This is a genomic window from Vibrio sp. RM-69-4 (assembly GCF_024743775.1).
Classification (GTDB): domain Bacteria; phylum Pseudomonadota; class Gammaproteobacteria; order Enterobacterales; family Vibrionaceae; genus Vibrio; species Vibrio anguillarum.
In genome coordinates, this window is record NZ_JAMQXI010000060.1 from 1 (window position 1) to 25,448 (window position 25,448).

At 43.7% G+C, this 25,448-nt stretch carries 22 protein-coding genes and 1 tRNA gene; 11 read left to right on the plus strand and 12 right to left on the minus strand.

Annotated features, from left to right (window positions below):
• The first annotated feature begins 623 nt into the window (after positions 1 to 623).
• The gene (locus NB504_RS08700) at positions 624 to 851 is read left to right on the plus strand and encodes a hypothetical protein (RefSeq protein ID WP_258428656.1); all 228 of its coding nucleotides are present in this window, start codon (positions 624 to 626) and stop codon (positions 849 to 851) included.
• 195 nt (positions 852 to 1,046) lie between these two features.
• On the opposite strand, the gene NB504_RS08705 is transcribed toward NB504_RS08700, so the two are convergent.
• Both NB504_RS08705 and NB504_RS08710 read right to left on the minus strand, forming a co-directional pair.
• Entirely contained in the window at positions 1,047 to 2,246 is a 1,200-nt protein-coding gene (locus NB504_RS08705) for a hypothetical protein (protein ID WP_258428657.1), read from the minus strand.
• A gap of 692 nt (positions 2,247 to 2,938) precedes the next feature.
• Positions 2,939 to 3,697: a hypothetical protein gene (locus tag NB504_RS08710; RefSeq protein ID WP_258428658.1), complete on the minus strand. Its 759-nt coding sequence runs from the start codon at positions 3,695 to 3,697 to the stop codon at positions 2,939 to 2,941.
• Between the two features lie 258 nt (positions 3,698 to 3,955).
• Here NB504_RS08710 and NB504_RS08715 point away from each other — a divergent pair, with 258 nt between their 5' ends.
• Positions 3,956 to 4,918 (plus strand): integron integrase, encoded by a 963-nt coding sequence (locus NB504_RS08715; protein ID WP_258428659.1) that lies wholly within the window; start codon positions 3,956 to 3,958, stop codon positions 4,916 to 4,918.
• Between the two features lie 62 nt (positions 4,919 to 4,980).
• Here the strand turns inward: NB504_RS08715 and rplT are convergent, their stop codons facing one another.
• From rplT to NB504_RS08740, 5 genes are all read right to left on the minus strand, one after another.
• Positions 4,981 to 5,334: a 50S ribosomal protein L20 gene (gene rplT / locus NB504_RS08720; protein WP_010319590.1), complete on the minus strand. Its 354-nt coding sequence runs from the start codon at positions 5,332 to 5,334 to the stop codon at positions 4,981 to 4,983.
• Positions 5,335 to 5,375: 41 nt separating this feature from the next.
• Positions 5,376 to 5,570 (minus strand): 50S ribosomal protein L35, encoded by a 195-nt coding sequence (gene rpmI / locus NB504_RS08725; protein ID WP_010319591.1) that lies wholly within the window; start codon positions 5,568 to 5,570, stop codon positions 5,376 to 5,378.
• A 103-nt stretch (positions 5,571 to 5,673) separates the two neighbouring features.
• Positions 5,674 to 6,225, minus strand: coding sequence for a translation initiation factor IF-3 (gene infC / locus NB504_RS08730; protein ID WP_080569453.1), 552 nt, complete (start codon positions 6,223 to 6,225; stop codon positions 5,674 to 5,676).
• Between the two features lie 3 nt (positions 6,226 to 6,228).
• Complete coding sequence (gene thrS, locus NB504_RS08735) at positions 6,229 to 8,157, minus strand: threonine--tRNA ligase (protein ID WP_258428660.1); 1,929 nt, start codon at positions 8,155 to 8,157, stop codon at positions 6,229 to 6,231.
• Between the two features lie 213 nt (positions 8,158 to 8,370).
• Complete coding sequence (locus NB504_RS08740; RefSeq protein WP_064626716.1) at positions 8,371 to 10,383, minus strand: DEAD/DEAH box helicase; 2,013 nt, start codon at positions 10,381 to 10,383, stop codon at positions 8,371 to 8,373.
• A 362-nt stretch (positions 10,384 to 10,745) separates the two neighbouring features.
• On the opposite strand from NB504_RS08740, the gene rnb reads away from it, so the two are divergent.
• Positions 10,746 to 12,755, plus strand: coding sequence for an exoribonuclease II (gene rnb / locus NB504_RS08745; protein WP_258428661.1), 2,010 nt, complete (start codon positions 10,746 to 10,748; stop codon positions 12,753 to 12,755).
• Between the two features lie 61 nt (positions 12,756 to 12,816).
• On the opposite strand, the gene NB504_RS08750 is transcribed toward rnb, so the two are convergent.
• Positions 12,817 to 13,167 (minus strand): DUF3024 domain-containing protein, encoded by a 351-nt coding sequence (locus tag NB504_RS08750; RefSeq protein WP_026027345.1) that lies wholly within the window; start codon positions 13,165 to 13,167, stop codon positions 12,817 to 12,819.
• A gap of 174 nt (positions 13,168 to 13,341) precedes the next feature.
• On the opposite strand from NB504_RS08750, the gene NB504_RS08755 reads away from it, so the two are divergent.
• Positions 13,342 to 14,163 carry a phosphate ABC transporter substrate-binding protein gene (locus NB504_RS08755; RefSeq protein ID WP_172859062.1) on the plus strand — a complete coding sequence of 274 codons (822 nt, stop codon included), beginning with the start codon at positions 13,342 to 13,344 and terminating at the stop codon, positions 14,161 to 14,163.
• A 53-nt stretch (positions 14,164 to 14,216) separates the two neighbouring features.
• Here NB504_RS08755 and NB504_RS08760 read toward each other — a convergent pair whose 3' ends face one another.
• A complete protein-coding gene (locus NB504_RS08760; protein ID WP_013868538.1) occupies positions 14,217 to 14,894 on the minus strand; it encodes a MaoC family dehydratase in 678 nt (225 codons plus the stop codon).
• A gap of 315 nt (positions 14,895 to 15,209) precedes the next feature.
• Here NB504_RS08760 and NB504_RS08765 point away from each other — a divergent pair.
• Positions 15,210 to 15,300 (plus strand) — tRNA-Ser (locus NB504_RS08765).
• Positions 15,301 to 15,489: 189 nt separating this feature from the next.
• Here NB504_RS08765 and NB504_RS08770 read toward each other — a convergent pair.
• Positions 15,490 to 16,032, minus strand: coding sequence for a GNAT family N-acetyltransferase (locus NB504_RS08770; protein WP_013868537.1), 543 nt, complete (start codon positions 16,030 to 16,032; stop codon positions 15,490 to 15,492).
• A gap of 174 nt (positions 16,033 to 16,206) precedes the next feature.
• Here NB504_RS08770 and NB504_RS08775 point away from each other — a divergent pair, with 174 nt between their 5' ends.
• Positions 16,207 to 17,334: a fatty acid desaturase gene (locus tag NB504_RS08775; RefSeq protein ID WP_258428663.1), complete on the plus strand. Its 1,128-nt coding sequence runs from the start codon at positions 16,207 to 16,209 to the stop codon at positions 17,332 to 17,334.
• A 297-nt stretch (positions 17,335 to 17,631) separates the two neighbouring features.
• On the plus strand, positions 17,632 to 18,999 hold the full coding sequence (gene dcuC, locus NB504_RS08780; protein ID WP_019281627.1) for an anaerobic C4-dicarboxylate transporter DcuC: 1,368 nt from the start codon (positions 17,632 to 17,634) through the stop codon (positions 18,997 to 18,999).
• A 66-nt stretch (positions 19,000 to 19,065) separates the two neighbouring features.
• Here the strand turns inward: dcuC and NB504_RS08785 are convergent, their stop codons facing one another.
• Both NB504_RS08785 and narQ read right to left on the minus strand, forming a co-directional pair.
• The gene (locus NB504_RS08785) at positions 19,066 to 19,698 is read right to left on the minus strand and encodes a response regulator (protein WP_258428664.1); all 633 of its coding nucleotides are present in this window, start codon (positions 19,696 to 19,698) and stop codon (positions 19,066 to 19,068) included.
• A complete protein-coding gene (gene narQ / locus NB504_RS08790; RefSeq protein WP_013868533.1) occupies positions 19,685 to 21,409 on the minus strand; it encodes a nitrate/nitrite two-component system sensor histidine kinase NarQ in 1,725 nt (574 codons plus the stop codon). Before narQ ends, NB504_RS08785 begins: the two co-directional genes overlap by 14 nt.
• A gap of 215 nt (positions 21,410 to 21,624) precedes the next feature.
• Between narQ and napF the strand changes: the two genes are divergently transcribed.
• The 4 genes from napF (at position 21,625) to NB504_RS08810 (ending at position 25,442) form a co-directional block, all read left to right on the plus strand.
• Positions 21,625 to 22,119, plus strand: a complete 495-nt coding sequence (gene napF / locus NB504_RS08795; RefSeq protein ID WP_258428665.1) for a ferredoxin-type protein NapF — start codon at positions 21,625 to 21,627, stop codon at positions 22,117 to 22,119.
• Positions 22,120 to 22,121: 2 nt separating this feature from the next.
• A complete protein-coding gene (locus NB504_RS08800) occupies positions 22,122 to 22,427 on the plus strand; it encodes a chaperone NapD (RefSeq protein ID WP_013868531.1) in 306 nt (101 codons plus the stop codon).
• Complete coding sequence (gene napA / locus NB504_RS08805; protein ID WP_258428666.1) at positions 22,424 to 24,913, plus strand: periplasmic nitrate reductase subunit alpha; 2,490 nt, start codon at positions 22,424 to 22,426, stop codon at positions 24,911 to 24,913. Before NB504_RS08800 ends, napA begins: the two co-directional genes overlap by 4 nt.
• 73 nt (positions 24,914 to 24,986) lie before the next feature.
• The gene (locus NB504_RS08810) at positions 24,987 to 25,442 is read left to right on the plus strand and encodes a nitrate reductase cytochrome c-type subunit (RefSeq protein ID WP_013868529.1); all 456 of its coding nucleotides are present in this window, start codon (positions 24,987 to 24,989) and stop codon (positions 25,440 to 25,442) included.
• Positions 25,443 to 25,448 lie beyond the last annotated feature (6 nt).

Below are 25,448 nucleotides of genomic sequence, written 5' to 3' on the forward strand. Positions count from 1 at the left end.
GCTAAGGGGTTGACAACGCACTGCCGAACCCCGAAAACATACTGTAAACACTGAATTTCAATTTTTCACCAAAGTCGCCACGCGTTGGCAATCCCTCTTGAGCCGTTTGTTAGGCCAACCGATTGACAATGATACTTTCAAAACCAAGGAACAGGGCTTTTTACAAACTTTAAGCAAACTAAACGATTCATTTATAAACCAAAATTTCAAATCAGCAAAGAAACAAAAAAACTCAAATTGAGCGGTTTAGAAGAAAAGTGACGAGCGTAGCATGCTCGGCGGACGTTTGGATGCTGAAGGTTATTTCACCGCTAAACTCACAACGAAAAGCAACTCAACGCGATCAAGAAACAACAAATATGTGATGATTATTTATTGCTTAACTTAAGCCAGAAAACATGGAATTTACCGCTCAATTCCAACTCGATTTAGCTGATAAAAACTCACTTTGCCTAACGCCCGGCTAAGGGGTTGACAACGCACCACCGAACTCAAAAAACACACTGTAAACACTAAACTTCAATTTTGTACTAAAGTCGCCACGCGTTGGCAATCCCTCTTGAGCCGTTTGTTAGGCCAACCAATTGACAACGATACTTTCAAAACCAAAGAGCAAGGCTTGTTTGAAAACTGAAAACCAACTAAGCGATTCATTTATAAACCAAAATTTCAAATCAGCAAAGAAACCAAAAAACTCAAATTTAACGGTTTGGAAGAAAAGTGACGAGCGTAGCATGCTCGGCGGACGTTTGGATGCTGAAGGTTATTTTGCCGCTGAATTCACAACGCTAAACAACCCAACGCGATCAAGAAATAGCAAATATGTGATGATTATTTATTGCTTAAGTTAAGCCAGAAAACATGGAATTTACCGTTAAATTTCAACTCGATTTAGCTGATAAAAACTCACTTTGCCTAACGCCCAATTAAGGGGTGAGCAACGCTACCACCCAACCTAACGCATTGTACCGTAAACAATAAAATTGAAGTAGAAGCAAAATGCCAAGCGTTGGGAATCCCTCTTAAATTGTTTGTTATGTAGTACTTTACACCTTTATATACGAACCATATTTTCGTTTTACTTCTGCGAATCTTTTTTCAGCATCTTTTATCCTGTTATCGTATTCATCAATTTCAGACTGTTTGTCTTTCAAAAGTAAAGCCAGTTTTGCTTCTGCTAACTCCAAAGATCGATCTTCGATTGTGCGCTCTAATCTCGATTCTTTATTGCTCAACGATCTTTCATACTGATCAAGTTTAAATTGCCTTTGTTCTAGTGCTTTACCGTTGTCCTCAAGCCGAAGTTGCAAAGAAGACAGCCTAATGTCTTCCGCGTCAAGCTCACTCTCTCGTTTGTTATTGGACGCTACAACAGCCTCGTGCCATATAACATGTTGCCTTTGATTTTCTTCAAACATATAAACTTTTTGAAGCGCTGAATTATGCTGTTCAATGTTGCTTTCACAATCTACAAGTACAGACTTAGCCTGCTGAACCTTATGGTTGATTTGTTTTAACTGTCTATTTGTATACTCATTTTTGGCTTGTGCGGAACTTTCAGAGTTTGTAAGCACTTGGATGTTACTTTGTAAAGTCGCGAGTTGACTTTGGAACTTGGTTTTTTCGGTTTTATATCGTTTATGCAACTCTGAAATTTGATGCCTGTTATGGTTATTGATTTTTGAAGCATAATTGCCAGTTGGAGCTACTGAAATCCAAGAACTCTCGGCACTATTAATCATTTCTCTTAGCTCATTCTTAGAAACAAACTCTCCTGCCACCTTATATCCTGACATATCTATTTCAAGGCAATTTTTATTACTTAATTTATAATCTCGTACTTTTGAGCTATCACATGAATGAGTAACAGCGACTTCAATATAAAACTCTTCACCGTCAAGTTCCGCAACAACGTCTGGTATGCGATTTCCCTGCCTGACTTCTAATATGACTTTATCAAACTTAATTAACTCCGTCTTAGGTTCAATTGTTCCGATTGGAACTAATAGACACTTGTCTTCTGCAATGATCTCTTTTGCTATTATATGAACCTCCGTTTCCGGAGCCCAAGAACAGTCTGATTTAAATTTGCTATTTGGGTCATGCGAAAAGTGAGCTGCACGATCCTCACCCTTTCTAGCTATTAAGGATGAGTTACATCCTAAACACGTGCAATTACAATTTTTGCCTCTTAATACATCGTCAATACCCACAATATTGCCAAATACATCGAATGCTCTAGACATTTTGACTCTTGTCATATCGTACCTCGAAGTTGACCGTGCTACATAACGCCCGGCTAAGGGGTTGACAACGCATAGCCGAACTAAAAAAACACACTATAAACACTGAACTTCAATTTTGCACTAAAGCCGCCACGCGTTGGCAATCCCTCTTGAGCCGCTTGTTAGCTGCTGCACTTTAGCCGGAGATTGACTACCCAACGGCCTAATTTAAAACACATTATTGTTTTCAAGCGACAAAGTAAAACGGACAACTGAGAAACTAAAACCTAATCCACGAAACGCACTTGGCAAAGAAGAAATAACAGTAAAACTTGACGAGCTTCTAGAACTTAAATTTACAAAGAATTCTTTCGAAAAAGCCAACGACCAAGTGCGCGAAATCCATTTAAGCGCGAAAGAGCCTCAAAACCAAAGAAGCCACACCAAAGAAATAAACAAACACACCACATCCCGTAAACAGACTTCGGTTAGTTCAACCACTTCACGAACAGTGCCACTGGCGAGATACACGGAAAAGTGCTGACTTTCAGGTGTAAAGCTAGAGCCTCAGACTAAGAAAAATAAACACGTAATTTGATGATTTTTCTTAACCTCAGCTAACGCCGCATTAAGGTGTGAGCGACGCTTGGCTATACTTGAGCGAAGCGAAACTGCCAAGCGTTGCGAATCACTCTTAAATGCTTTGTTATAGCTCAATTTTTACACACGTAATTATAATTTTCATTCTCACCGTTACTATATTGTTTTTTAAATGGCTCTAGATGAGAGTGGTATTTATACAATCCTCGATTAATCCCCTCGGAATAATCAAACACATCAAGTTTTCTATAAGATAGTACTTCTTCGACTACCGTATTCAACGTAATGATAAATCGGTCTTGATCATCGTTGTCTATTGGGATTTTGGCACCAGTAAAAGTGACAATATAGTCGCACTCATTGATACGATAGTTAAAGCAATACTCGTAACTTACTTCTCGCGCATAATCAACAAGAGTCTCATATATGGTGCTACATTTTTCTAAGTTACCCTCTAGTTTTGTTGAGCTAGCGAACATTTTTTGTTGCGCTAAAACTGCCTCTATTTGCTTCGTACAGGCTTTTGTTCTTTTTTCATAGCGTTCAAACATCTCATTGTATGCGCTTAAATCTGAATAAAGCTTATTTCTGCTAAAAAAAACTATGTCATGAGCACGTTCAAGACTGTCCAAAAGTGCAAAAAAGTGCTCTTTATCAGCTAAATTCTTTTGCATAACTATTTGATACTGAGATGCCTTAGCCGAGTTCCAAGCTCCAAACGCAGCGATCGCTGTCAATGAAGCCGTGATAATCGAAACTAAATCTCCAATACCCAAATCTACCACTTTTGATACTGCGGCTAGCAATAAAACAATTAGCGAGATTAGATATATAATCAATACTGGTACGAGAAGTTTATTGGGGTTTTTCAACTTGATTCCTATGTATACAAATTTATTGAGCTATAACGCTATCTATACAACAAAATGCGACCTAATTTACCACGCTACCGCCACTTATCATGAACTTTGATAATTAGAAATCTATCATATAAATCTTTTTTATCAGATAGTTAGTTGAATAAAAACTGCGTCAGACTTCACATTAGACGACTTTATGCAACTTAGTTTGTTGACTAAACCAAAAACAATAATACTGTATATAAAAACAGGCAATTTTGTTGGGAAAATATGAAATCACAATTTATTTTAAGCATTAAAGAGTATATGCAAGCGCGACACTATGCAAAGAAAACTATAGAGGCATATTTGCACTGGATAACACGATTCATCTACTTCAATAACAAAACACATCCAATGAGAATGGGTAGTAAAGAAGTTGAGATGTTTTTAACTGACTTAGCTGTTAATGGGAAAGTAGCCGCGAAAACACAAGCGTTAGCGCTAAACTCTCTCCATTTTCTGTACCGTGAAATCATTAAAGAACCGCTATCAATTAGCATGAATTTCAAGAAATCTCAACTTGCTCAAAAATTACCAGTAGTGATGACAAGAACTGAAATTAAGCGGTTTTTAGAACATATTGAGCCACGATATCAATTGCAAATTATGCTCTTATACGGATCAGGGCTGCGGCTGATGGAATGTGTCAGACTCCGAATACAGGACATTGATTTAGATTATGGTGCGGTTCGGGTATGGCAAGGAAAAGGAGAAAAAAACCGCACCGTCACACTTGCTAAGGAGCTTTATCCACAGCTAGCTGAGCAACAAGCATTAGCTAAGCGTTACTATGATAAAGATATGCAAACCAAAGGTTATGGAGGAGTCTGGTTACCCAATGCGTTGAGAGAAAAATATCCTTCAGCTCCTTATGAGTTTAATTGGCACTACTTGTTTCCATCTAATTTACTTACCTTAGATGAGAATAGTGGGTTGAAACGAAGGCACCATATTAATGAGTCGGCATTGCAGCGAGCAGTTCGGAAAACCGCTCATGATGCTGAGATACAAAAGTCAGTTTCATGTCATACGCTAAGGCATAGCTTTGCGACACACTTGCTAGAAGCGGGAGCGGACATCAGAACAGTACAAGAACAATTAGGGCATAGTGATGTAAAAACAACTCAGATTTACACTCACGTACTGGATAGAGGCGCCAGCGGTGTATTAAGCCCACTGTCGCGCTTATAAATAAGCGCAATAAAAAAGGAGAGCATACTTGCCCTCCTTTTCTTTAAACCTTCACTGCTAAATTAAAGAGCAGTTTTTGCTTTTTCAACAAGCACTGCAAATGCAGCTTTGTCGAATACCGCGATATCAGCAAGGATCTTACGATCGATCTCAATAGATGCTTTCTTAAGACCGTTAATGAAACGGCTGTAAGATAGACCATTTTGACGAGATGCTGCGTTAATACGCGCAATCCATAGCTGACGGAACTGACGCTTTTTAGTGCGACGGTCACGGTAAGCGTATTGACCAGCTTTGGTTACAGCTTGGAAAGCTACGCGGTAAACACGTGAACGTGCTCCGTAGTAACCTTTAGCTTGTTTTAGAACTTTCTTATGACGTGCACGAGCTTGTACACCACGTTTTACGCGAGGCATTATGCTTCTCCTAAACTAAACGATAAATAAACTAAAAAGAATTAAGCGTATGGCAACATGCGCATAACACCAGCCACTTCACATTTTGGAAGGATTGAGTTAGGGCGTAGTTGACGCTTGTTCTTAGTAGTACGCTTAGTCAGGATATGACGTTTTGTAGCGTGCTTAAATTTAATACCGCCAGCAGTTTTCTTAAAACGCTTAGCTGCACCTTTGTTGGTTTTCATCTTAGGCATGATGAATAACTCCGCATTGTAGTAGTTTAAATAACATGTAATTAAGGCGAATAACACCCCACCGTCTTTCAACGGCGAGGTCTCATTACTTGTAAGCCGTTAATTACTTCTTTTTAGGGGCAAGCATCATGATCATCTGGCGTGCTTCAATTCGACTCGGGAAAGACTCAACTACTGCAATTTCAGCAGTATCCTCTTTCAAACGATGAAGAACATCGACACCGATGTCTTGGTGCGCCATCTCACGGCCACGGAAGCGAATAGTAACTTTCACTTTGTTGCCTTCTTCTAGGAAACGGGTCAGGTTGCGTAGTTTTACCTGATAGTCTCCAATATCAGTCCCAGGACGGAATTTAATTTCCTTAATCTGGATCTGTTTTTGCTTCTTCTTCTGCTCTTTAGCAGTCTTGCTCTTTTCAAAGAGGAACTTGCCATAGTCCATCACACGACAAACTGGTGGCTCGGCGTTAGGGCTGATCTCTACAAGATCCATACCAGCTTCTACAGCAGCTTCTAATGCTTCGTTGATTGATACAACACCAACGGATTCACCATCTGCGCCAGTTAAACGAACTTCACGAACGCCACGAATTTCACCGTTTAAACGGTGCTGGTTTGGTTTGGCCGGCTGTTGGCCACGTCTTCCGCCTTTAATAGTTTATTCCTCCAGATTGAGCTTACGGCTAGAAACTTCGGCTTGGATATACGCAATAAAGCCATCCAATTTAAATTTACCTAAGTCCTTGCCCCTGCGGGTACGTACTGCGATCTCTCCGGCTTCCATCTCTTGGTCACCACAAACAAGCATATACGGTACACGCTTTAAAGTGTGTTCGCGGATTTTAAAGCCAATCTTCTCATTTCTCAAGTCTGCTTTGGCTCTAATTCCACATTTTTGTAGTTTTTGTGCTACTTCCTGAGCGTAAACTGACTGTTTATCAGTAATGTTCATAATTACCGCTTGTTCCGGCGCTAACCACGTAGGGAAGAAACCTGCATACTCTTCGATAAGGATACCGATAAAGCGCTCAAGTGAACCCAAAATTGCACGGTGAATCATAACCGGAACAAGACGCTCGTTACTTTCGCCAACATATGTCGCGCCTAGACGAGCAGGTAAATTGAAATCCAGCTGCACTGTACCACATTGCCACGCACGATCTAAGCAATCATGCAAAGTAAATTCAATTTTAGGGCCGTAGAATGCGCCTTCACCTTCTTGAATTTCAAATGGGATATCCATTGCCTGCAGTGAAAGCTTTAATGCTTCTTCCGATTTATCCCAAATTTCATCACTACCAACACGTTTTTCTGGGCGTGTAGACAGCTTAACAACGATGTTATCAAAACCGAACGTCGTGTAGGTGTCGTAGACCATCTTGATACAAGATGTCACTTCTTGTTGAATTTGATCTTCGGTACAGAAAATATGGGCGTCATCTTGAGTAAAGCCACGAACACGCATAATACCATGTAATGAACCTGATGGTTCATTGCGGTGGCAAGATCCAAACTCAGCCATACGCAATGGCAGATCACGGTATGATTTCAAACCTTGATTAAATATTTGAACGTGGCCTGGGCAGTTCATCGGTTTAATTGCATATTCACGGTTTTCAGATGACGTCGTGAACATGGCATCCGCATATTTATCCCAGTGACCAGAACGCTCCCATAGAACTCGGTCCATCATTAATGGACCTTTTACTTCTTGGTAGTCGTACTCACTGAGTTTTTGGCGAATGAACACTTCAAGATCACGGAATATAGACCAACCGTTATGGTGCCAGAATACCATCCCTGGAGCTTCTTGCTGCATATGGAATAGATCGAGTTGCTTACCAATTTTACGATGGTCACGTTTAGCCGCTTCTTCTAAACGCGTTAAATGGGCTTGAAGTGCTTTCTTGTCATGGAATGCCGTACCATAGATGCGCTGTAGCATCTTGTTATCACTGTTACCACGCCAGTACGCGCCAGCAATGCTAAGCAGGGTAAAGTGTTGGCAGAAGCTCATGTTAGGTACGTGAGGACCACGACACATGTCAATGTATTCTTCATGATGGTATAGACCTGGTCTGTCATCACGAGCCACGTTCTGATCCAAGATTTCCATTTTGTATGTTTCACCGCGAGCTTCAAAAGCATCACGGGCTTCCTGCCAACTGACTTTCTTTTTGACAACTTGATATTTTGTCTTGGCAAGCTCTTTCATGCGCTTTTCGATTTGCTCTAAATCATCTTGCGTGAGTGATTGCTCAAGATCGATATCATAGTAGAAGCCGCTGTCGATCGTCGGACCAATCGCCATTTTGGCTTGTGGATAAAGTTGCTTTAATGCATGGCCAAGTAAGTGCGCACAAGAGTGGCGTACGATCTCTAAACCATCAACTTCATCTTTTGTCGTTATAATTTCAAGGCTAGCATCATTTTCGATAAGATCGCACGCATCGACGCGCACACCATCGACACGGCCTGCGATCGTTGCTTTTGCAAGACCAGGGCCGATAGAAGCTGCAACTTCCATTGTCGATACTGGGTGTTCAAAATGACGTTGACTGCCGTCAGGAAGAGTAATAATAGGCATGTATAATCCTTACAGTGGTGTTGCATACCAAGCAACACGTGTTGAGTTTGATTGAAAATAACCCATCGAAGCTCACTCGGTAACACGAATACCGGAACTTCAATGAAGTGAAGATTTTAACTAGCTCACGCTAGAAATGCAAAGATCGAATTATATAAATCAAAAGAAAAAGCCCATGATAAATATCACGGGCTTTGGAGTTTCAATAATTGATTATGCTTCAGCGCGACGAGGACGACTTAACGTACCCGCATTGGCATTAGCACTAGCATTGCCGTGACCACGTTCACCACGGAAGTTACCACGATGGTCGCCACCACGGTTGCGGTCAAAACGACGTTCACCATCACGACCAGTCGCCGCTGCACCGTCACGGTTGCCACGGAAGCCACCTTCACGGCCACCACGACCTGCGCCAGCCGCAGGAGCACCGCCTTCACGATTACGGAAGCCACCGTTTCCGCCTTCACGACGGGCACCACCACCGTTACCACCTTCACGACGACCACGAGACTCGCGGAAGTCATCAAAGTCACATACAACAGCACCGACTTCTTTTTGGCGAATACGCAGTTTACGCAATTTGCCTTCAACATCTGAAGACATTGATTTAGGAAGCTGTACGAATGTATGGCCTTGAGCAAGTTTAATTGCACCAATTGAACCTTTGGTTAAACCAAGTTCATTAGCTAAAGCACCAACGATGTCTTTCACTTGCACGCCTTGCTCACGGCCGACTTGTAACTGATAAGTATCCCAGTCATTGCTCGCAGTACCATATTCGCGGCGACCTTCGCGTCCATCACGGCTATCGCGACCGCCTTCACGGCGTTCACCACGCTCACTACCCTCTTTACGATCACGACGACGTGATTTTTCACGCTCGATCGCGTCGACCATTGGATCTGGGCCGACATAGAACAGTGGACGATTGCCTTGTTGGCGCTTCAGTAAAATGGCCGCCAGTGTTGTGGCATCAATCTCTAGGCTTTGTTGAAGTTTTTCAATGAGCTCAACAAATTTGTCTAAAGCAGTATGACCTTTGTCAGCTTCTAGCTCTGCACCCAGTTTGATGAGACGAGCTTCAGCAACTTTGTCACGCATTGGAAGTTGAATCTCTTCCATTTGAGAACGAGTTACGCGCTCAATCGTACGCAACATACGAATTTGGTTCGTGCGAACTAAAAGGATCGCTTTACCTTTGCGTCCAGCACGGCCAGTACGGCCAATACGGTGGATGTATGATTCTACATCGAATGGGATATCATAGTTGAACACGTGTGTAATACGTGGCACATCAAGACCACGAGCAACAACGTCTGTCGCAACAAGAATGTCGATTACACCCTGTTTGATATGATCAACCGTGCGCTCACGCAGTGATTGCGGAATATCACCATGAAGCGCTGCCGCTTTAAAGCCACGAGATAATAACCAATCAGCTAAACGCTCGGTGTCTTGACGAGTACGTACAAAGACGATTGACGCATCGGTTTCTTCTGTTTCAAGAAGACGAGCCATCGCTTCATCTTTTTCAACACCTTTAACAACCCAATATTGCTGCTCTACTTTCGCAACAGTTTGGTTTGAACCTGCTACGTCAACACGAGCTGGATCACGTAGGTAACGGTCAACAATCGTCTTCACCATAGGAGGCATAGTCGCAGAGAACAGCACGCGTTGAGCGGTGCCAGGTGCTTGTTCCATGATCCAAGTTACGTCATCAACGAAGCCCATTTTGAGCATTTCGTCAGCTTCATCAAGAACGAAAGTATGACATTCGTCTAAATGAAGGCGATCACGAGTGATCAAATCTTTTACACGACCAGGTGTGCCAACCACAATATGAGCACCATTTTTCAGAGCGCGCATTTGGTCAACAATAGAAGCACCGCCATAGATCTCAAGTACTTTAAGGCCTTGAATCTTTTGGCCAAGGTTTTTGATTTCTGCCGCAACTTGGATAGCAAGTTCACGAGTTGGTGCCATCACAATTGCTTGTGGCTTGTGTTGAGAAAGGTTTAATTTGTTCAGTAGAGGTAGAGAAAACGCAGCCGTTTTACCTGTACCTGTTTGTGCTTTACCTAGCGCATCTCTTCCTTCAAGAAGAAATGGAATAGCAGCAGCTTGGATAGGAGTTGGAGAAACGAAACCCATTTCATTTAGAGCAGAAAGGATTGAGTCGTTTAGGGCTAATTCACTAAATTGAATTACAGAGTCTTGCATGGAGATCCCACTAGATTAATTAACAAAAGGTCCCACGTGCTCTACCAATTCCAATACCGATCCATTAAAAAGAGCTGAGTTCCGTTCAGATGCGGATAAGTCTTAAAACGCATCAAGCCGCTAGGGACATATAAGGGACGCGGATTATTCCCTAAAAGCATAAAAAAAGCTAGTAAAAATTGAATTACATCACAAAAATTCGTCATAAATGACCATTAAGCTCATTAATTCACCCAAAACGAACACAGAAGCTGCATTTACAGCGCACTGTTAAAGCAGACTAGCAAAAATAACGCTTTCGGTAGTAATCATCCCGCTCAATGATTATAGTGTGCCCAATCGCATTTGTTAGAAAAAGAAACATGTTTCAAGATAATCCGCTCCTTGCTCAACTCAAGCAACAAATCCAAGAGAACTTGCCTAAGAAAGAAGGCACGATAAAAGCCACTGAAAAAGGCTTCGGCTTTTTAGAAGTTGACAGTAAGAACAGCTTCTTTATTCCGCCTCCGTATATGAAGAAATGCCTACACGGAGATAAAGTGGTGGCCATCATTCGCACCGAGAATGAGAAAGAAGTGGCTGAGCCTCAAGAGCTGCTTGAGCCTTCACTAACTCGCTTCATTGGCCGTGTAAAGCTGTACAAAGGTAAGCTGAATGTCACGCCCGATAACCCGCAACTAAAAAGGCAATCGCTGAAAGCCAAGGTGCAAAAAGGATTAAACCCTGAACATTTCTCTGAAGGTGATTGGGTTGTTGCACAGCTTATTAACCATCCACTGAAAGACGATAACGGTTTTATGGTTGAAATCACCCATAAAATTACGGATGCCAACGATAAGATTGCGCCTTGGTGGGTGACTTTAGCTGAAAATGACCTGCCTAACAGTGAGCCGGCTGGTATTGAACATTGGCAGTTCAAAGATGATGCCGACCTACAACGCATCGATATGACCCACCTTCCTTTCGTGACCATCGATGGGGCATCAACTAAAGATATGGATGATGCACTGTTCGCCCAAAGAACCGAGAACGGTGACTTCACATTAACCATTGCTATTGCAGACCCAACCGCATACATCACGCCAGATGACGAGATGGACAGTGTCGCGCGTGAGCGGGGTTTCACTATTTATCTCCCTGGCCGCAATATCCCAATGTTGCCACGTGATTTAGCCGATGATTTGTGTTCGTTGATGGAAAATGAAGTTCGCCCTGCCCTTTGCTGTGCCGTAACAGTGACTAAAGAAGGTGTGATTGGCGATGACATTACCTTTTTTGCGGCCAACATTAAATCGCACGCTCGATTGGTTTATGATCATGTATCAGATTGGTTAGAGACGGGCACTTCTGCCGATTGGCAACCAAGTGACCAAATCGCTTCCGTTGTGCGTGATTTGTATGATTTTTCATTAGCGCGCGCACAATGGCGCGAAACATACGCGGTCGTGTTTCCTGATCACCCTGATTATCGATTTGAACTGAGTGAAGACAACGACGTAGTGGCAATTCATGCGGATCTTCGCCGTAGTGCTAACCGTCTTGTTGAGGAAGCGATGATAACCGCGAATATCTGTGCGGGAAAAACGCTCAAAGCGCATTTTGGCCAAGGCGTGTTCAATACGCACGCGGGGTTCAAACCCGAAAAAATTGCCGATGTTGTCGAATTAGTCAACCCAACGGGTGAGCTTGAATACACTGCCGATAACTTAGCGACTCTAGAAGGCTTTGCCTCTTTACGTCGCTGGTTATGTAAGCAAGAGACCCGCTATCTGGATAATCGTATCCGCAAGTATCAAGCTTACAGTGAAATAGGAAACCAACCTCTTCCGCATTACGCAATGGGTTTGGATATCTATGCCACTTGGACTTCTCCTATCCGTAAATATGGCGATATGATCAACCATCGTATGTTGAAAGCACATATTTTAAACAAAGAGCCCGTACAAACACCGGATGAAACCGTTGGTGAAGAGTTGGCACTACACCGCAAACACCACAAAATGGCCGAACGTAACGTAGGCGACTGGCTCTATGCTAGAACGTTAGTAAACGAACCTAGCAAAGGCACCCGTTTTACGGCTGAAATCTTTGATATCAATCGCGCTGGCATGCGCGTACGTCTTTTGGAAAATGGCGCAGCCGCATTCATTCCTGGTTCTTTAATCTTAGACAACAAAGAACGTATTGAATGTAATGCGGAAAGTGGAACGCTGCTTGTCGATAAAGAAGTCGTCTTTAAGCTCGGTGATACGCTCGAAGTCGTGCTCGCAGAAGTGAATATGGAAAACCGCAGTCTGATTGCAAAACCGACTCAGGTTTTCGAACCGTTACCTATACCTTCAGAAGCTAATACCACTACCCAAGGGGAGTGATTTTAGCAGCATAGACATTTCTATCAGGCATTCTTCGGAGTGCCTTTTTATTGCTTATTGATCACCAAAAGTAAGATTTAGGATCTTTTTCAATTTCGCGGATCAACGCCGTCAAATCCGTTGTTTTAGGGAGAAAAGGATACGGCAACCAATCTTCAATTTCTTTATCGGGATCCGTATTGGGAATATACAGCGCCCATTTAGCTTCTTCCCAAATCACTTTCGCCACGATACTTGAATAGTCGCAATGCGTTGAATCTAATTTGTAATGGTGTTTGATGAAGTGCACACCGTTAACGATCGGCTCAAAACAGGATTTGCCTAATTCAACAGACACACTTTGGTTACGATTATGGCAAACAAGCTCTGCTCTTCGTTCTAGTTGACGTTGCAACAAATTCACTACCGCCATTTTACCCTCGCTCAAACACGGCTTCCTGACATCTCGACTATAGCTGACTTCGCTTATCTCTGATATGAAAAACCGTAAGGCTACAAACCACTTACCTTTGTGGTTCACAAAAGTGTCATCTATACGACATATTATGGTGGCTCAATTTTTCTAAATAACCATATTGGAGCCACTATGTTTCGAGTCGCGCTTGCTACACTGCTTTCAACTTTGCTACATACCCAGTTTGCCTTCGCAAGTGAAGTTAATATTTCTGGCTCGACCTCGGTCGCTAGGATCATGGAAGTATTCGCCGAGGACTACAATACCGCACACCCTGAAACTTATATCGCGGTTCAAGCCGTAGGTTCGAGTGCTGGCATCACATTACTGAAAAAAGGTGTCGCAGATATCGCCATGAGCTCGCGCTACCTCACAGAAAGTGAGCAAGATGAGACGATGAACACCCTACCGATTGCCTATGATGGGTTGGCTGTTGTAATCAATCGCTTAAACAGTATTGAAAATCTGACTCGTGAGCAGTTATTTGATATTTATAAAGGGAAAATAACCAACTGGAAACAAGTCGGTGGTGCTGATCAAAAAATCGCAGTTGTAACCAGAGAAGCATCATCAGGTTCCCGCTATAGCTTTGAAAGCTTATTAGGCCTGACTCGTGTGATTAATGATCGCTTAGTGTCAGACATCAGTTCCAATAACTTAGTGGTCAATAGCAATAGTATGGTTAAAACACTGATTAACCATAACCCTCAAGCGATCGGTTTTATCTCTACGGGATCGGTGGATAAATCGATTAAAGCGATAAAATTTGAGGGAGTAGAAGCCACTGCAAAAAATATTGTCACTCATGAATATAAACTTTCCATGCCATTTTTAGTGGTCTATTACCCTGAAAAAATCACTAAAGAGACTCAAGCTTTCATTGCATCTTTAAAATCAGCGGAAGCAAAGGCTCGCATAGAAGAATATGGTTATATTCCTTTGAAAAACAAATAAATACAAAACAGGAGAGTGATCGACTCTCCTGTTTCTATGCCATTTTTCTAAAATTAAAAATGGAGTTGGATCACTGACACCACGACACAGCCTGGGCGACGAATACCTTCAATCTCCACTTTAATTTCTCTCTCGATCTCCAAACCTTTTTTGATTGGCGTAACTTTCAATAGAGTACTAATGGCTCTTACTCTGTTTCCTGATTTCACTGGATATGGGAAACGAACTTCATTTAAACCGATATTCACCACCATTTTTGCGGTCGGAAATATTGGTTTGTCAGGATCAACGCTATCCGTCAATTTAGGTAACAAGGCCAAGGTCAAAAAGCCGTGCGCAATTGTGGTCCTAAATGGAGAATCAACTTCCGCTTTTTGAGGGTCGGTATGAATCCACTGCATGTCCTCGGTTACTTGACCAAACTGGTTAATGCGCTCTTGATCAACCACCAGCCATTTACCCGTATGAATGACTTCACCAATCTGAGTCTGGAGCTGTTTATACAGACGTTGCGCTTCAGGTTTGAGTATCAAGGGTTCGGCAATAGGAGCATCTTCATTCACTGCTGGTTGGTGAAAATCTCTAACCCAAGAAAACAACTGGCGACTGTTTGTTTTATGTAGAAGCTCGCCCCAGTACTCACGTACTGAAGGTGATACCCACTGCATAAGCTCAGAGGAGTACTTGTTCATTGAATCGCCACGATGCTTAAAAAGATTCTCGACTTTCATCTAAACCTCGGTGATTAGTTAGAATGCCCTTGGATTGAGGTAATTTTGAAGTACTTCACACTTAGCTGCAAACACTTTCGAGCGTACAACCGTTCCCTGAAACACACAAATTACATATAAATCAATCAAATAAAAATAAAACACCATTTTATTAGATAACTAGGTTGTAGAGTATATAGCTCATAAAATCAAGGGAAGCGGTAAAAACAGTGCTTTACTGTAACTGAAAACGTTATTGCGGTTAGCCAAACCGAGTCGATGACTCAACTTATTGCTTTACAATATTATGGTGGCTATCTATTATGCGCACCACACGGAGAGATGGCTGAGTGGTTTAAAGCACCGGTCTTGAAAACCGGCGATGGTTAATAGCTATCCTAGGGTTCAAATCCCTATCTCTCCGCCAAATATCAAGAAAAAGCCTTTGATTATCAGAGGCTTTTTCTATTTATAGCATTTGGAAACTTTAGATGATTAAAAACTCATGTGTCTGGAAGATGCAATCATGTTTGGTCATCGCCTCTTCCTCAATACATCAAGAACGAATCACACGAATACCGATAGGTAAGAAGACATAGCCCGCGCACTATTCGTTTCAATCAACCGTAGAAGAGACCGAAGCCAGCAAATCTGTTGGGCTAGTCCATGTATAAACCCACTCTTTAATATCTTGCCCACAGGGAGACCGCCATAAACGCTCTCCTTTAGGTCGACCAGCTAAGTAGTCGTAAAATTCGATGGCTTGCTTATTGTCTGCCATCACTTCCAAATACACACCGCTATTAGGGAAATACTGCTCAAACCATGCCGCCATCTCTTGAATCAACTGGCGACCAATCCCCCTTCCTCGATAATTTTCATCAATGTGCAGAGACTCGATAATGCTGCCTTTGTCAAAATCGTGGTTACCAAAGGCGCAGATAAACCCACACAGCAGCCCTCCCTCTTCAATCAGTAGGACATGTTGATTAAATGGTGGATTGATTAAGCGAGTTTGCCAAATCAGTAAACGGTCTTCTAGAACGTCGTTATCAAGGTACTCTTTGCCTAATATGCCTTGGTAGTGAGTTCGCCAACTTTGAGCGTGTAGCTGAGCAATTCTTTCAAAATCGCAATATTCAGCTGCTTTTATTTCCATATTCTAGTCCTTATTACTTCCTGTAAGGATTAACATCGTCTTTCATACTATTCGGTTCAAATAGAAAAGCAAAATATACTAGTCACAATCCCTTAAAAGAATCATTAAACCTCTTTGACTTACAGTTGTTCGCTGATATTCTAGCGAACAACTGTAAGCTCAAGGATTTTAATCATGAAATCGGCATCAAAACCACCACTTATCTGGATAAACATCGTCATTTTTAGCTTCAGCTTGGGCTTAGCGACGATTGCAGCCCCTTTGTATGGATGGCAATTTGGCTACGGCATGGAGCATTGGCTTTGGCTGATGATTTGTTTTTCCTTTTGCAACCTTTCCATTACCGCGGGCTATCACCGTTTATGGTCACATAAAGCCTATGAAGCACATTGGGCACTGAGATTATTGTTTGCATTAGGTGGGGCGTTTGCACTGCAAAACAGTGCGCTACATTGGTCTTCTGATCACCGAGTTCATCACAAGCATGTAGACAATAATGACAAAGATCCTTATTCAGCCAAACGTGGATTCTGGTTTTCACACATAGGTTGGATGCTGCGTCACTACAATAAAACCACGTACGATGACTACTCCAACTGCCGTGACCTGCAAAAAGATAAGATCGTCATGTGGCAGCATAAGTATTATGTGCCTTTGGCACTCGCAATGAACTTGGGCGTTCCTCTGATCCTTGGTTTTATTTATCACGATATACTGGGCATGTTACTGATCGTGGGTGCACTGCGTTTGGTGCTCAATCATCACACGACATTTTTCATCAATTCGCTGGCTCATATATGGGGTAGCCAGCCGTATACTGATAAAAATACAGCCCGCGATAACGGTATTTTGGCTTTCTTCACTTTTGGCGAGGGCTACCACAATTATCACCATATTTTTGAAAACGATTATCGTAATGGGATTTATTGGTGGCAATACGACCCAACAAAATGGCTGATCAAGCTGTGCTCGTGGCTTGGGTTGGCTGGTAAACTGCGCACTTCTCCTCCCCTTAAGGTAGAAAAAGCGAAAGCGTTAATGGTATTAAGCCATGCGCAAAAACAGATCGCCGCGTTGCCCAATCAGCAACTCGTTATGGCCAGCATACAACGTGAATTTGACGCTTTAGTCATGCAGTTGCAAGAGTATTATGAATTAAAGAAACAGCTGCTCGAAAGTAAAAAAAACAATATGGTTCGTAGATATGAACACTCCCTATTGATGCTGCGCTATCGACAAGTGAAGCAACAATTAGCACTACAAAAATCCAATTGGCAGCTCATTGTGCGTCAGTACTCCTAAATTCATACTTTACAGATTTGATGAAGCCATGCCTTAAGTGGCTTCATTTTTCTTAGCTTAAATCATCCCCCCCTCTAACAGAACTTCTAGCCGCATATTTGCTAAATGAATAGTTAGAACGACTAAAACATATTCAAAGTTAAAGAATTTTCAACTAGGTTATCAATTGATAATTTTATTGTTTTAGATCATCTAAAGCTCAACTTGCTCTCGTGCTACAGCATTCTTTTCGGTAAATTCCTTGTCATAAATTGATACACGTTTTTGCAATATTGTTCATAATTTCAGGAGACTTAAATGCTAGAGCTTTTAATTGGCTTGGCGGTAACAGTAGCGGTGGGTTATTTCATTGTTAAAGGTTACAAGCCAGCCGGTGTGTTACTCACCGCAGGTATCGTTTTACTGCTATTAACTGGCGCACTTGGCTATTCAGTGCTGCCAGCCAAAGTACCCTCAACCGGTAACACGGTAACGGATGCACTCGAATTCGTGAAATACATGTTGCGTTACAGTGGTGGCGGTTTAGGCATGCAAATTATGTTGCTGTGTGGTTTTGCTTCGTACATGACACACATCGGCGCCAACAATGTGGTTGTAAAACAGTTTTCTAAACCTCTTTCGGTTATTACATCCCCTTATATCTTGCTGGTTGCTGCTTACATTGTGGCATGTTTGATGTCTTTAGCGGTGAGCTCAGCAACGGGTCTTGGCGTACTGTTAATGGCCACTTTATTTCCGATGATGGTAGCGATGGGGATCTCTCGTCCGGCCGCGGTTGCGGTATGTGCATCTCCTGCTGCGATCATCCTTTCCCCGACATCCGGTGATGTGGTTATTGCGGCGGAAAAATCAGGCCTACCTTTACACGTTTTTGCCGTGGAAACGGTTCTTCCTGTTTCGATCTGCGCCATTATCGTCATGGCGATCGCGGCCTTCTTCTGGAACAAATATCTCGATAAGAAAGACAACACACCGATGGAAAAAATCGATGTTTCCGCCATCGAAGTGAAAGCACCGGCTTACTATGCGGCTCTTCCATTCTTACCTATTGTGGGTGTGTTCTTATTCAACGGAGAAACCATTCAAGGTTTGAGCCTTGATATTTACACCATTGTGGTCGGATCCATCTTCATCGGTGCATTGGTTGACTTCGTGACGAAGCGTTTTAAAGGTAAAGAGACGTTAGAAGATCTAGAATCGTGCTACGCAGGCATGGCCGAAGCATTCAAAGGCGTGGTGATGTTGTTGGTTGCTGCGGGCGTATTCGCACAAGGTTTGATGTCGATTGGAGCGATTGATAACCTGCTTCATCTTGCAGAAACCGCAGGCGCAGGCGGCATAGCCTTGATGCTGATTTTGACAGGCCTTACCGTAGCAGCCGCTATTGCGACGGGTTCAGGCAACGCTCCGTTCTACGCCTTTGTTGAGTTAGCGCCATCGTTGGCGGCTAAATTGGGCGTGAACCCAGCCTTTCTCATTATCCCGATGCTGCAAGCTTCAAACCTTGGGCGCACCATTTCTCCAGTATCAGGCGTCGTTGTAGCAACAGCTGGTATGGGCCAAATCAGTCCATTTGAAGTGGTAAAACGTACTTCCGTTCCTGTCATCCTCGGCTTAATCACGGTCATTATTGGTACAGTAATCCTTGTACCGATGACAGCATAACGTTGACAAACAATCAGGGCGTTCAACAGGACGCCCTTTTTTCAAACCGCTATTTCCAAATAGGTGTTATTTACTCTCGCTATAGCGCTCCAAGTATAAAATCGTTGCTGCCGTGCGCGATGGGACGCGTAGCTTCTTCAGCAAACTCTTCATGTGCACCTTTACTGTCGACTCAGAAATGAACAGACGATCCGCAATTTGTTTATTCCGATACCCTTTCGCGACCTCTTTTAAAATCTGAGTTTCACGGTCGGTTAATGCCTCAAAAAGATCTTCATGCGTATGACGTTCGGCAAGGTACTGAGTAACAAACTCGCTGTACGCTTTTACACCCGTCGCGGCCTGTCTAAGCAGTTCCACCAGCTCATCTGGTTCTGTATCTTTAAGAAGGTAGCCATCAGCCCCCGCTTTCACCATAGCTTCAATATCGAGCGCACTGTCTGATACGGTTAAAATAACGATGGTGGCGGTTGATTCATCCGCACGAAGCGCTGCTAACGTATCGAGCCCTGACATGCCTTTCATATTCAAATCAAGCAGAATGAGATCCGGCTCGATGTCATGCGCCAAAGCAATGGCTTCACTGCCGTTACAAGCTTCAGCAACCACTTCAAAGTCATCTTCAAAACTCAATAGCTGGTTGATACCACGTCTCATCAAAGGATGGTCATCTACCAGCATTACTCTACATCTCGTCAAAATTTGTATCCTTTGAACGTTTATATTTCAATATAACTTCACACCCAGCATTGGGTGCGGAGGTTACTGACACTGCGCCATGCAGCCGCGCCGCTCTTTCTTGCATAATGCTTAATCCATAGTGATTGAGCCTAGCACGCTGTTGATCAAAGCCAACCCCATCGTCTTTGACCGTCACCATCACCTGATCATCTAATTCATCACAGTTGACTTGAATAACATTAGCTTGAGCGTGTTTGATAGCATTGATAGTCGCTTCTCGGATCAATTGCAGTAAATGCACTTGTTGATGCGCATCTAAATCAATCGATGACAAATTATTATTAAGCACTATCTCCGCCGTAGTTTGCTCGCCAAGTTCCTCTAGCATGCCCTTGAGCGCTTGACCAAAATTGCCTTCTTTAATCGTTAGCCTAAAGGTGGTTAATAGCTCTCTTAACTGGGTGTAAGCGCCCGACAAACCTTGATCAATATCTAAAATGATTTGCTCTTTTTTCTCTGCGGCATGCGGGGTCTCTGCTCGGCCAATCACGCGCTTTAATAGTGATACTTGTATCTTCAGATACGAAAGCGATTGAGCCAACGAATCATGCAGTTCCCGTGCGATGGTGGCGCGTTCTTCCATCAAGATCAACTGCTCGGCTTGTTTCTGCGCTTGATTATAATAAATAGCACGCGACAATATTTGTACGAAGTTATCAATCAAGGCGCTATTTGGACAAGGCAAGCTGTATTGCAAATACAAGTAACCCAGTTGCATCCCATCTAAGCTCAGCAAAAGCGGAGAAAGGGAGAACCCATTGCTCTCACCTTCGGATAAGCGCGTACTTTTACCCGCGTCATCACCAATTTCTAACTGGGCAAATGTGACCCCTTCAATGGTGACCAAGTGTTGCAAAATCGCTTGGAAATTATCTTGGCTAATGCGCGACGCGGTTAACTCTTGTGAGCAGTCATACAGCACTTGCAGTGCTTGATTGGCATTTTGCAACTTATGGGTTTTCTCATTCACCGCTTGCTCTAAACCGAGGTACAACTTACCAAGATCGGTGGCCATTTTATTAAACGTGCGGGTTAAGATCCCCATTTCATTATGGCTGGTGACATTGAGCGATACATCAAATGAACGGTTTTGGATCTGCTCACTGGCGGTCACTAGCGAACGCAATGGCCCCACCACTTCCTTACGAATAAAATGCACCACAAACAATGAGATACATAACACACCACCCAACCCCATGCCGCCAAACCAAGCCAGTTGGATCAGCTTTTGTTCTGAGAAGTGCTGCAACTTAAAGACAAAACGGTCGATTTGGCTGACAAATTTCGCTACCTCATCAAGATAGCGGTCTTTGTTCTCACTATTTAACAAACTTTTCAGTTCGTGCCAACGAATGATCAACTGATAATAATCTTTGGTGATGTCGTTTGGCACAGGCCAACGCTGCAATGCTTTCATCGATGGTGAATAAAGCGAACGTTCAAAAAGATAAATGTGAGATGAATAATCCACCGAGTTACTTTGAATATCATGTGCCAATCGATAGCTTTGCATACGCATTGAACCAGCCACGTTCACCGCTTCCGCATCATTGAGTGAGGAAGCGAGTGTAAAAATGGCGTAGCCTGTGATGGCAACCGATAACAGTAAAATCGACACCATGGCTTTGGCAATGGTGCTGGTGACCGACTGTTTGGATCGTTTTCTCAAAACATCTCTCCGTGAACCTCTCCTTGCCTATTGTATCTGATTGGGCGCCGCTGTCGTTAAAGCCATTCAATATGTGATCACTCGCGCTTGAATTTATTGATCTAAAACAACATGACTAGCCAATTACCTCCTTGGGGGTATTTATAGAAATAGGACAAAAACTACAATTTGTGTATGGATAAATGAAGATTTGTTAACAAATACAGGAATGCACTTTGGTTGATCTCTCGAAAAGGCGTTTTTTTTCTCGTAATCAGGTCGATGACACCATTGTCCGCTTGCCTTGGATTGCTCACCCCCTCTCCTTTTCAGATGAGTGCACTCGCTGCGGCCGCTGCCTAGACGCGTGCGAAACAAAGATCATCACCTTAGGTGATGGCGGCTTCCCAACCATAGATTTTCATATTGATGAGTGCACCTTTTGTTATCAGTGCGCGCAGAGCTGCCCAGAGCCAATTTTCGCACCGCGCTCAACACAACCGTGGCTGGCTAAAGCAAAGATCGAAGAAAGCTGCTTGGCTAAACGCAATGTGGAGTGTCGTAGCTGCGCTGAGTCATGTGAAGTCAGCGCTATAACGTTCAATTTAGTGATCGGAAAAGTGGCGCAACCGAATGTCGATCTTGATGCCTGTAACGGATGTGGCGCGTGCGTTTCCATCTGTCCAACCTCAGCCATCCGTGTGAGCAATATTAATAATAATGAGAGATAAACATGTCACTCAATGAAGTACATATTTCAAGTTTGATCGTTCACGTCGTACCTGAACATTTAGCAGCGCTCAAAGCGACAATCGAATCGTTTGAGAACGCCGAAGTGTATGGCCAAAGCAACGAAGGGAAAATGATCGTCGTTTTGGAAACGGAAAATCAAGGCTTCGTTACTGACACCATCGATGCGATTAACAACTTACCACATGTTCTCAGCACCGCTTTGGTTTATCACCAAATAGAAAGTGGGCTGGATGACACGGATACCAACACTGGAACACAACATTCCCACATTGAGGATGACGTATGAAAATGACAAGACGCGCGTTTGTGAAAGCAAACGCAGCCGCATCCGCAGCCGCTATCGCTGGTATTACTCTACCCGCCAGCGCTACAAACTTGATTGCCAGCTCAGACCAAACAAAAATCACTTGGGATAAAGCGCCTTGTCGTTTCTGCGGTACGGGCTGTTCAGTATTAATCGGCACTCAAAACGGCAAAGTGGTTGCCACACAAGGTGACCCTGAAGCGCCCGTTAACAAAGGGTTGAACTGTATTAAAGGCTACTTCCTTTCAAAAATCATGTATGGCAAAGATCGCTTAACACAGCCACTGCTGCGCATGAAAGATGGCCAATATCATAAAGATGGAGAATTCACGCCAGTGTCGTGGGATCAGGCTTTCGATGTGATGGCTGAAAAGTGGAAACAAGCTCTAAAAGCGAAAGGGCCAACCAGTGTTGGCATGTTCGGTTCAGGCCAATGGACCGTGATGGAAGGTTACGCCGCCGTTAAACTGATGAAAGCGGGTTTTCGCTCTAATAACATTGATCCAAACGCTCGCCACTGTATGGCTTCAGCCGTTGTTGGATTTATGCGCACCTTTGGTATTGATGAACCGATGGGCTGCTATGATGATTTTGAACACGCTGATGCCTTTGTGCTTTGGGGTTCAAACATGGCTGAAATGCACCCGGTTCTTTGGACTCGTATTACCGATCGTCGTTTAAGTCACCCACACGTTAAAGTAAATGTCCTTTCGACTTATTATCATCGTTCGTTTGAGCTGGCCGACCACGGTTACATTTTCCACCCACAAAGTGACCTTGCCATCGCCAACTTCATCGCCAACTACATCATTCAAAACAATGCGGTGAACTGGGATTTCGTCAATAAACATACCCACTTCAAGCAAGCGACTACGGATATTGGTTATGGCCTGCGTGACGAGCACCCCCTGCAAGTTAAAGCGAAAAATGCCAACTCCGGTGATGTGACTGCGATTGACTTTGAAGCTTATAAAGCCTCGGTTGCACCTTATACGGTTGAAAAAGCCGCGCAAATGTCAGGCGTTGCCGAAGATAAACTGATCGCGCTTGCAAAACAGTACGCTGACCCTAACACCAAAGTGATGTCACTGTGGACTATGGGCATGAACCAACATACTCGCGGTGTTTGGATGCAAAGCTTGGTCTACAACCTGCACTTACTGACGGGCAAAATTGCCACACCTGGCAACAGTCCATTTTCATTAACAGGCCAACCATCCGCTTGCGGCACGGCACGTGAAGTCGGAACCTTTTCTCATCGCTTGCCTGCTGACATGGTGGTGGCTAACCCCAAACATCGCGCGATTGCTGAAAAGACATGGAAGCTTCCGCAAGGCACCATTCCTGAAAAACCGGGCTTTCACGCCGTACAGCAAGACCGAATGCTCAAAGATGGCAAACTCAACGCTTACTGGGTGCAGTGTAATAACAACATGCAAGCAGGCCCGAATATTAACGAAGAACGTTTACCGGGTTATCGTAACCCAGAAAACTTTATCGTCGTGTCTGACCCGTATCCAACAGCCACAGCGCAAGCGGCCGACTTAGTGCTCCCTACCGCAATGTGGGTGGAAAAAGAAGGTGCTTACGGTAATGCTGAACGCCGCACTCAAGCTTGGTATCAGCAAGTTGGTACTGTGGGCGAAGCAAAATCAGACTCATGGCAAGTGATGGAGTTCTCTAAACGCTTCAAAATGGAAGAAGTATGGCCAGAAGAATTGCTCGCCAAAGCGCCACAATATCGCGGTAAAACCCTGTTTGATGTGCTGTTCAGAAACGGACAGGTTGACCAATTCCCGCTTGAAGAAGCGCGTGAGCTGAACGATGACGCACATCACTTCGGTTTCTATGTACAAAAAGGGTTATTTGAAGAGTACGCCAGTTTCGGACGCGGTCACGGCCACGACTTAGCGCCTTATGACACATACCATAACGTTCGCGGCTTACGCTGGCCGGTTGTGGATGGCAAAGAAACGTTATGGCGCTTTAAAGAAGGCTCTGACCCTTATGCGAAAAAAGGATCTGATTGGGATTTCTACGGCAAACCGGATGGTAAAGCGTGGATCATCTCCGCTCCTTATGAAGCGCCGCCGGAATCACCTGATGCCGAATTTGATATGTGGCTGTGTACGGGCCGCGTGTTAGAACACTGGCACACCGGTACTATGACGCGGCGCGTGCCTGAACTTTATAAAGCCGTACCCGATGCGCTCTGTTACATCCACCCAGATGACGCCAAAGCGCGTGGGTTACGACGTGGTGATGAAGTATTGATTTCCAACAGACGCGGCAAAGTTCGTGTTCGTGTGGAAACGCGCGGCCGAAATCGTCCACCGCATGGTTTGGTCTTTATCCCATTCTTTGATGCTCGCATTTTGATTAACAAGCTGATTTTAGATGCCACGGACCCACTGTCGAAGCAGACAGACTTCAAAAAATGTCCGGTAAAAATCACTAAAGTAGCGTAAGCCAGTTAATGAATGCATCGGCTGCCCTATGGGGAGCCGATCTCAGAATGAGCCATTAGGCGGAGAATTTAAGATGAAAAAACTACTGATCGCCCTTTTATCTTTTGGGGCTTTATTTGGCCAAACCGTACAGGCGGAACTGAATAACCCCGGCGGCAACGGTGGGCTGGAATCGCTGCGTGGCGCAACGCAACTTGAAGAGACTCGTCCTGCAGACGACTTTAAGAAGTATCCAAGAGATCAAGCGCTTGAAAGCGAATATGTCTATCAGCCACCTTTGATCCCGCATAACATTCGTGGCTACGAAGTGTCGCTAAACGCCAATAAGTGCCTTGCTTGTCACAGTTGGAAAAATGCCAAAGAGATGGGCGCAACCAAAATCAGCGTGACCCACTATGTTAACCGTGAAGATGCGGTGCTAGCTGACGTCTCACCGCGCCGTTACTTCTGTTTACAGTGCCATGTACCGCAAGCCATTGCGAAGCCTTTGGTGGAAAATGAGTTCAAATCCGTTGATTCACTTCGCTAATCGTAG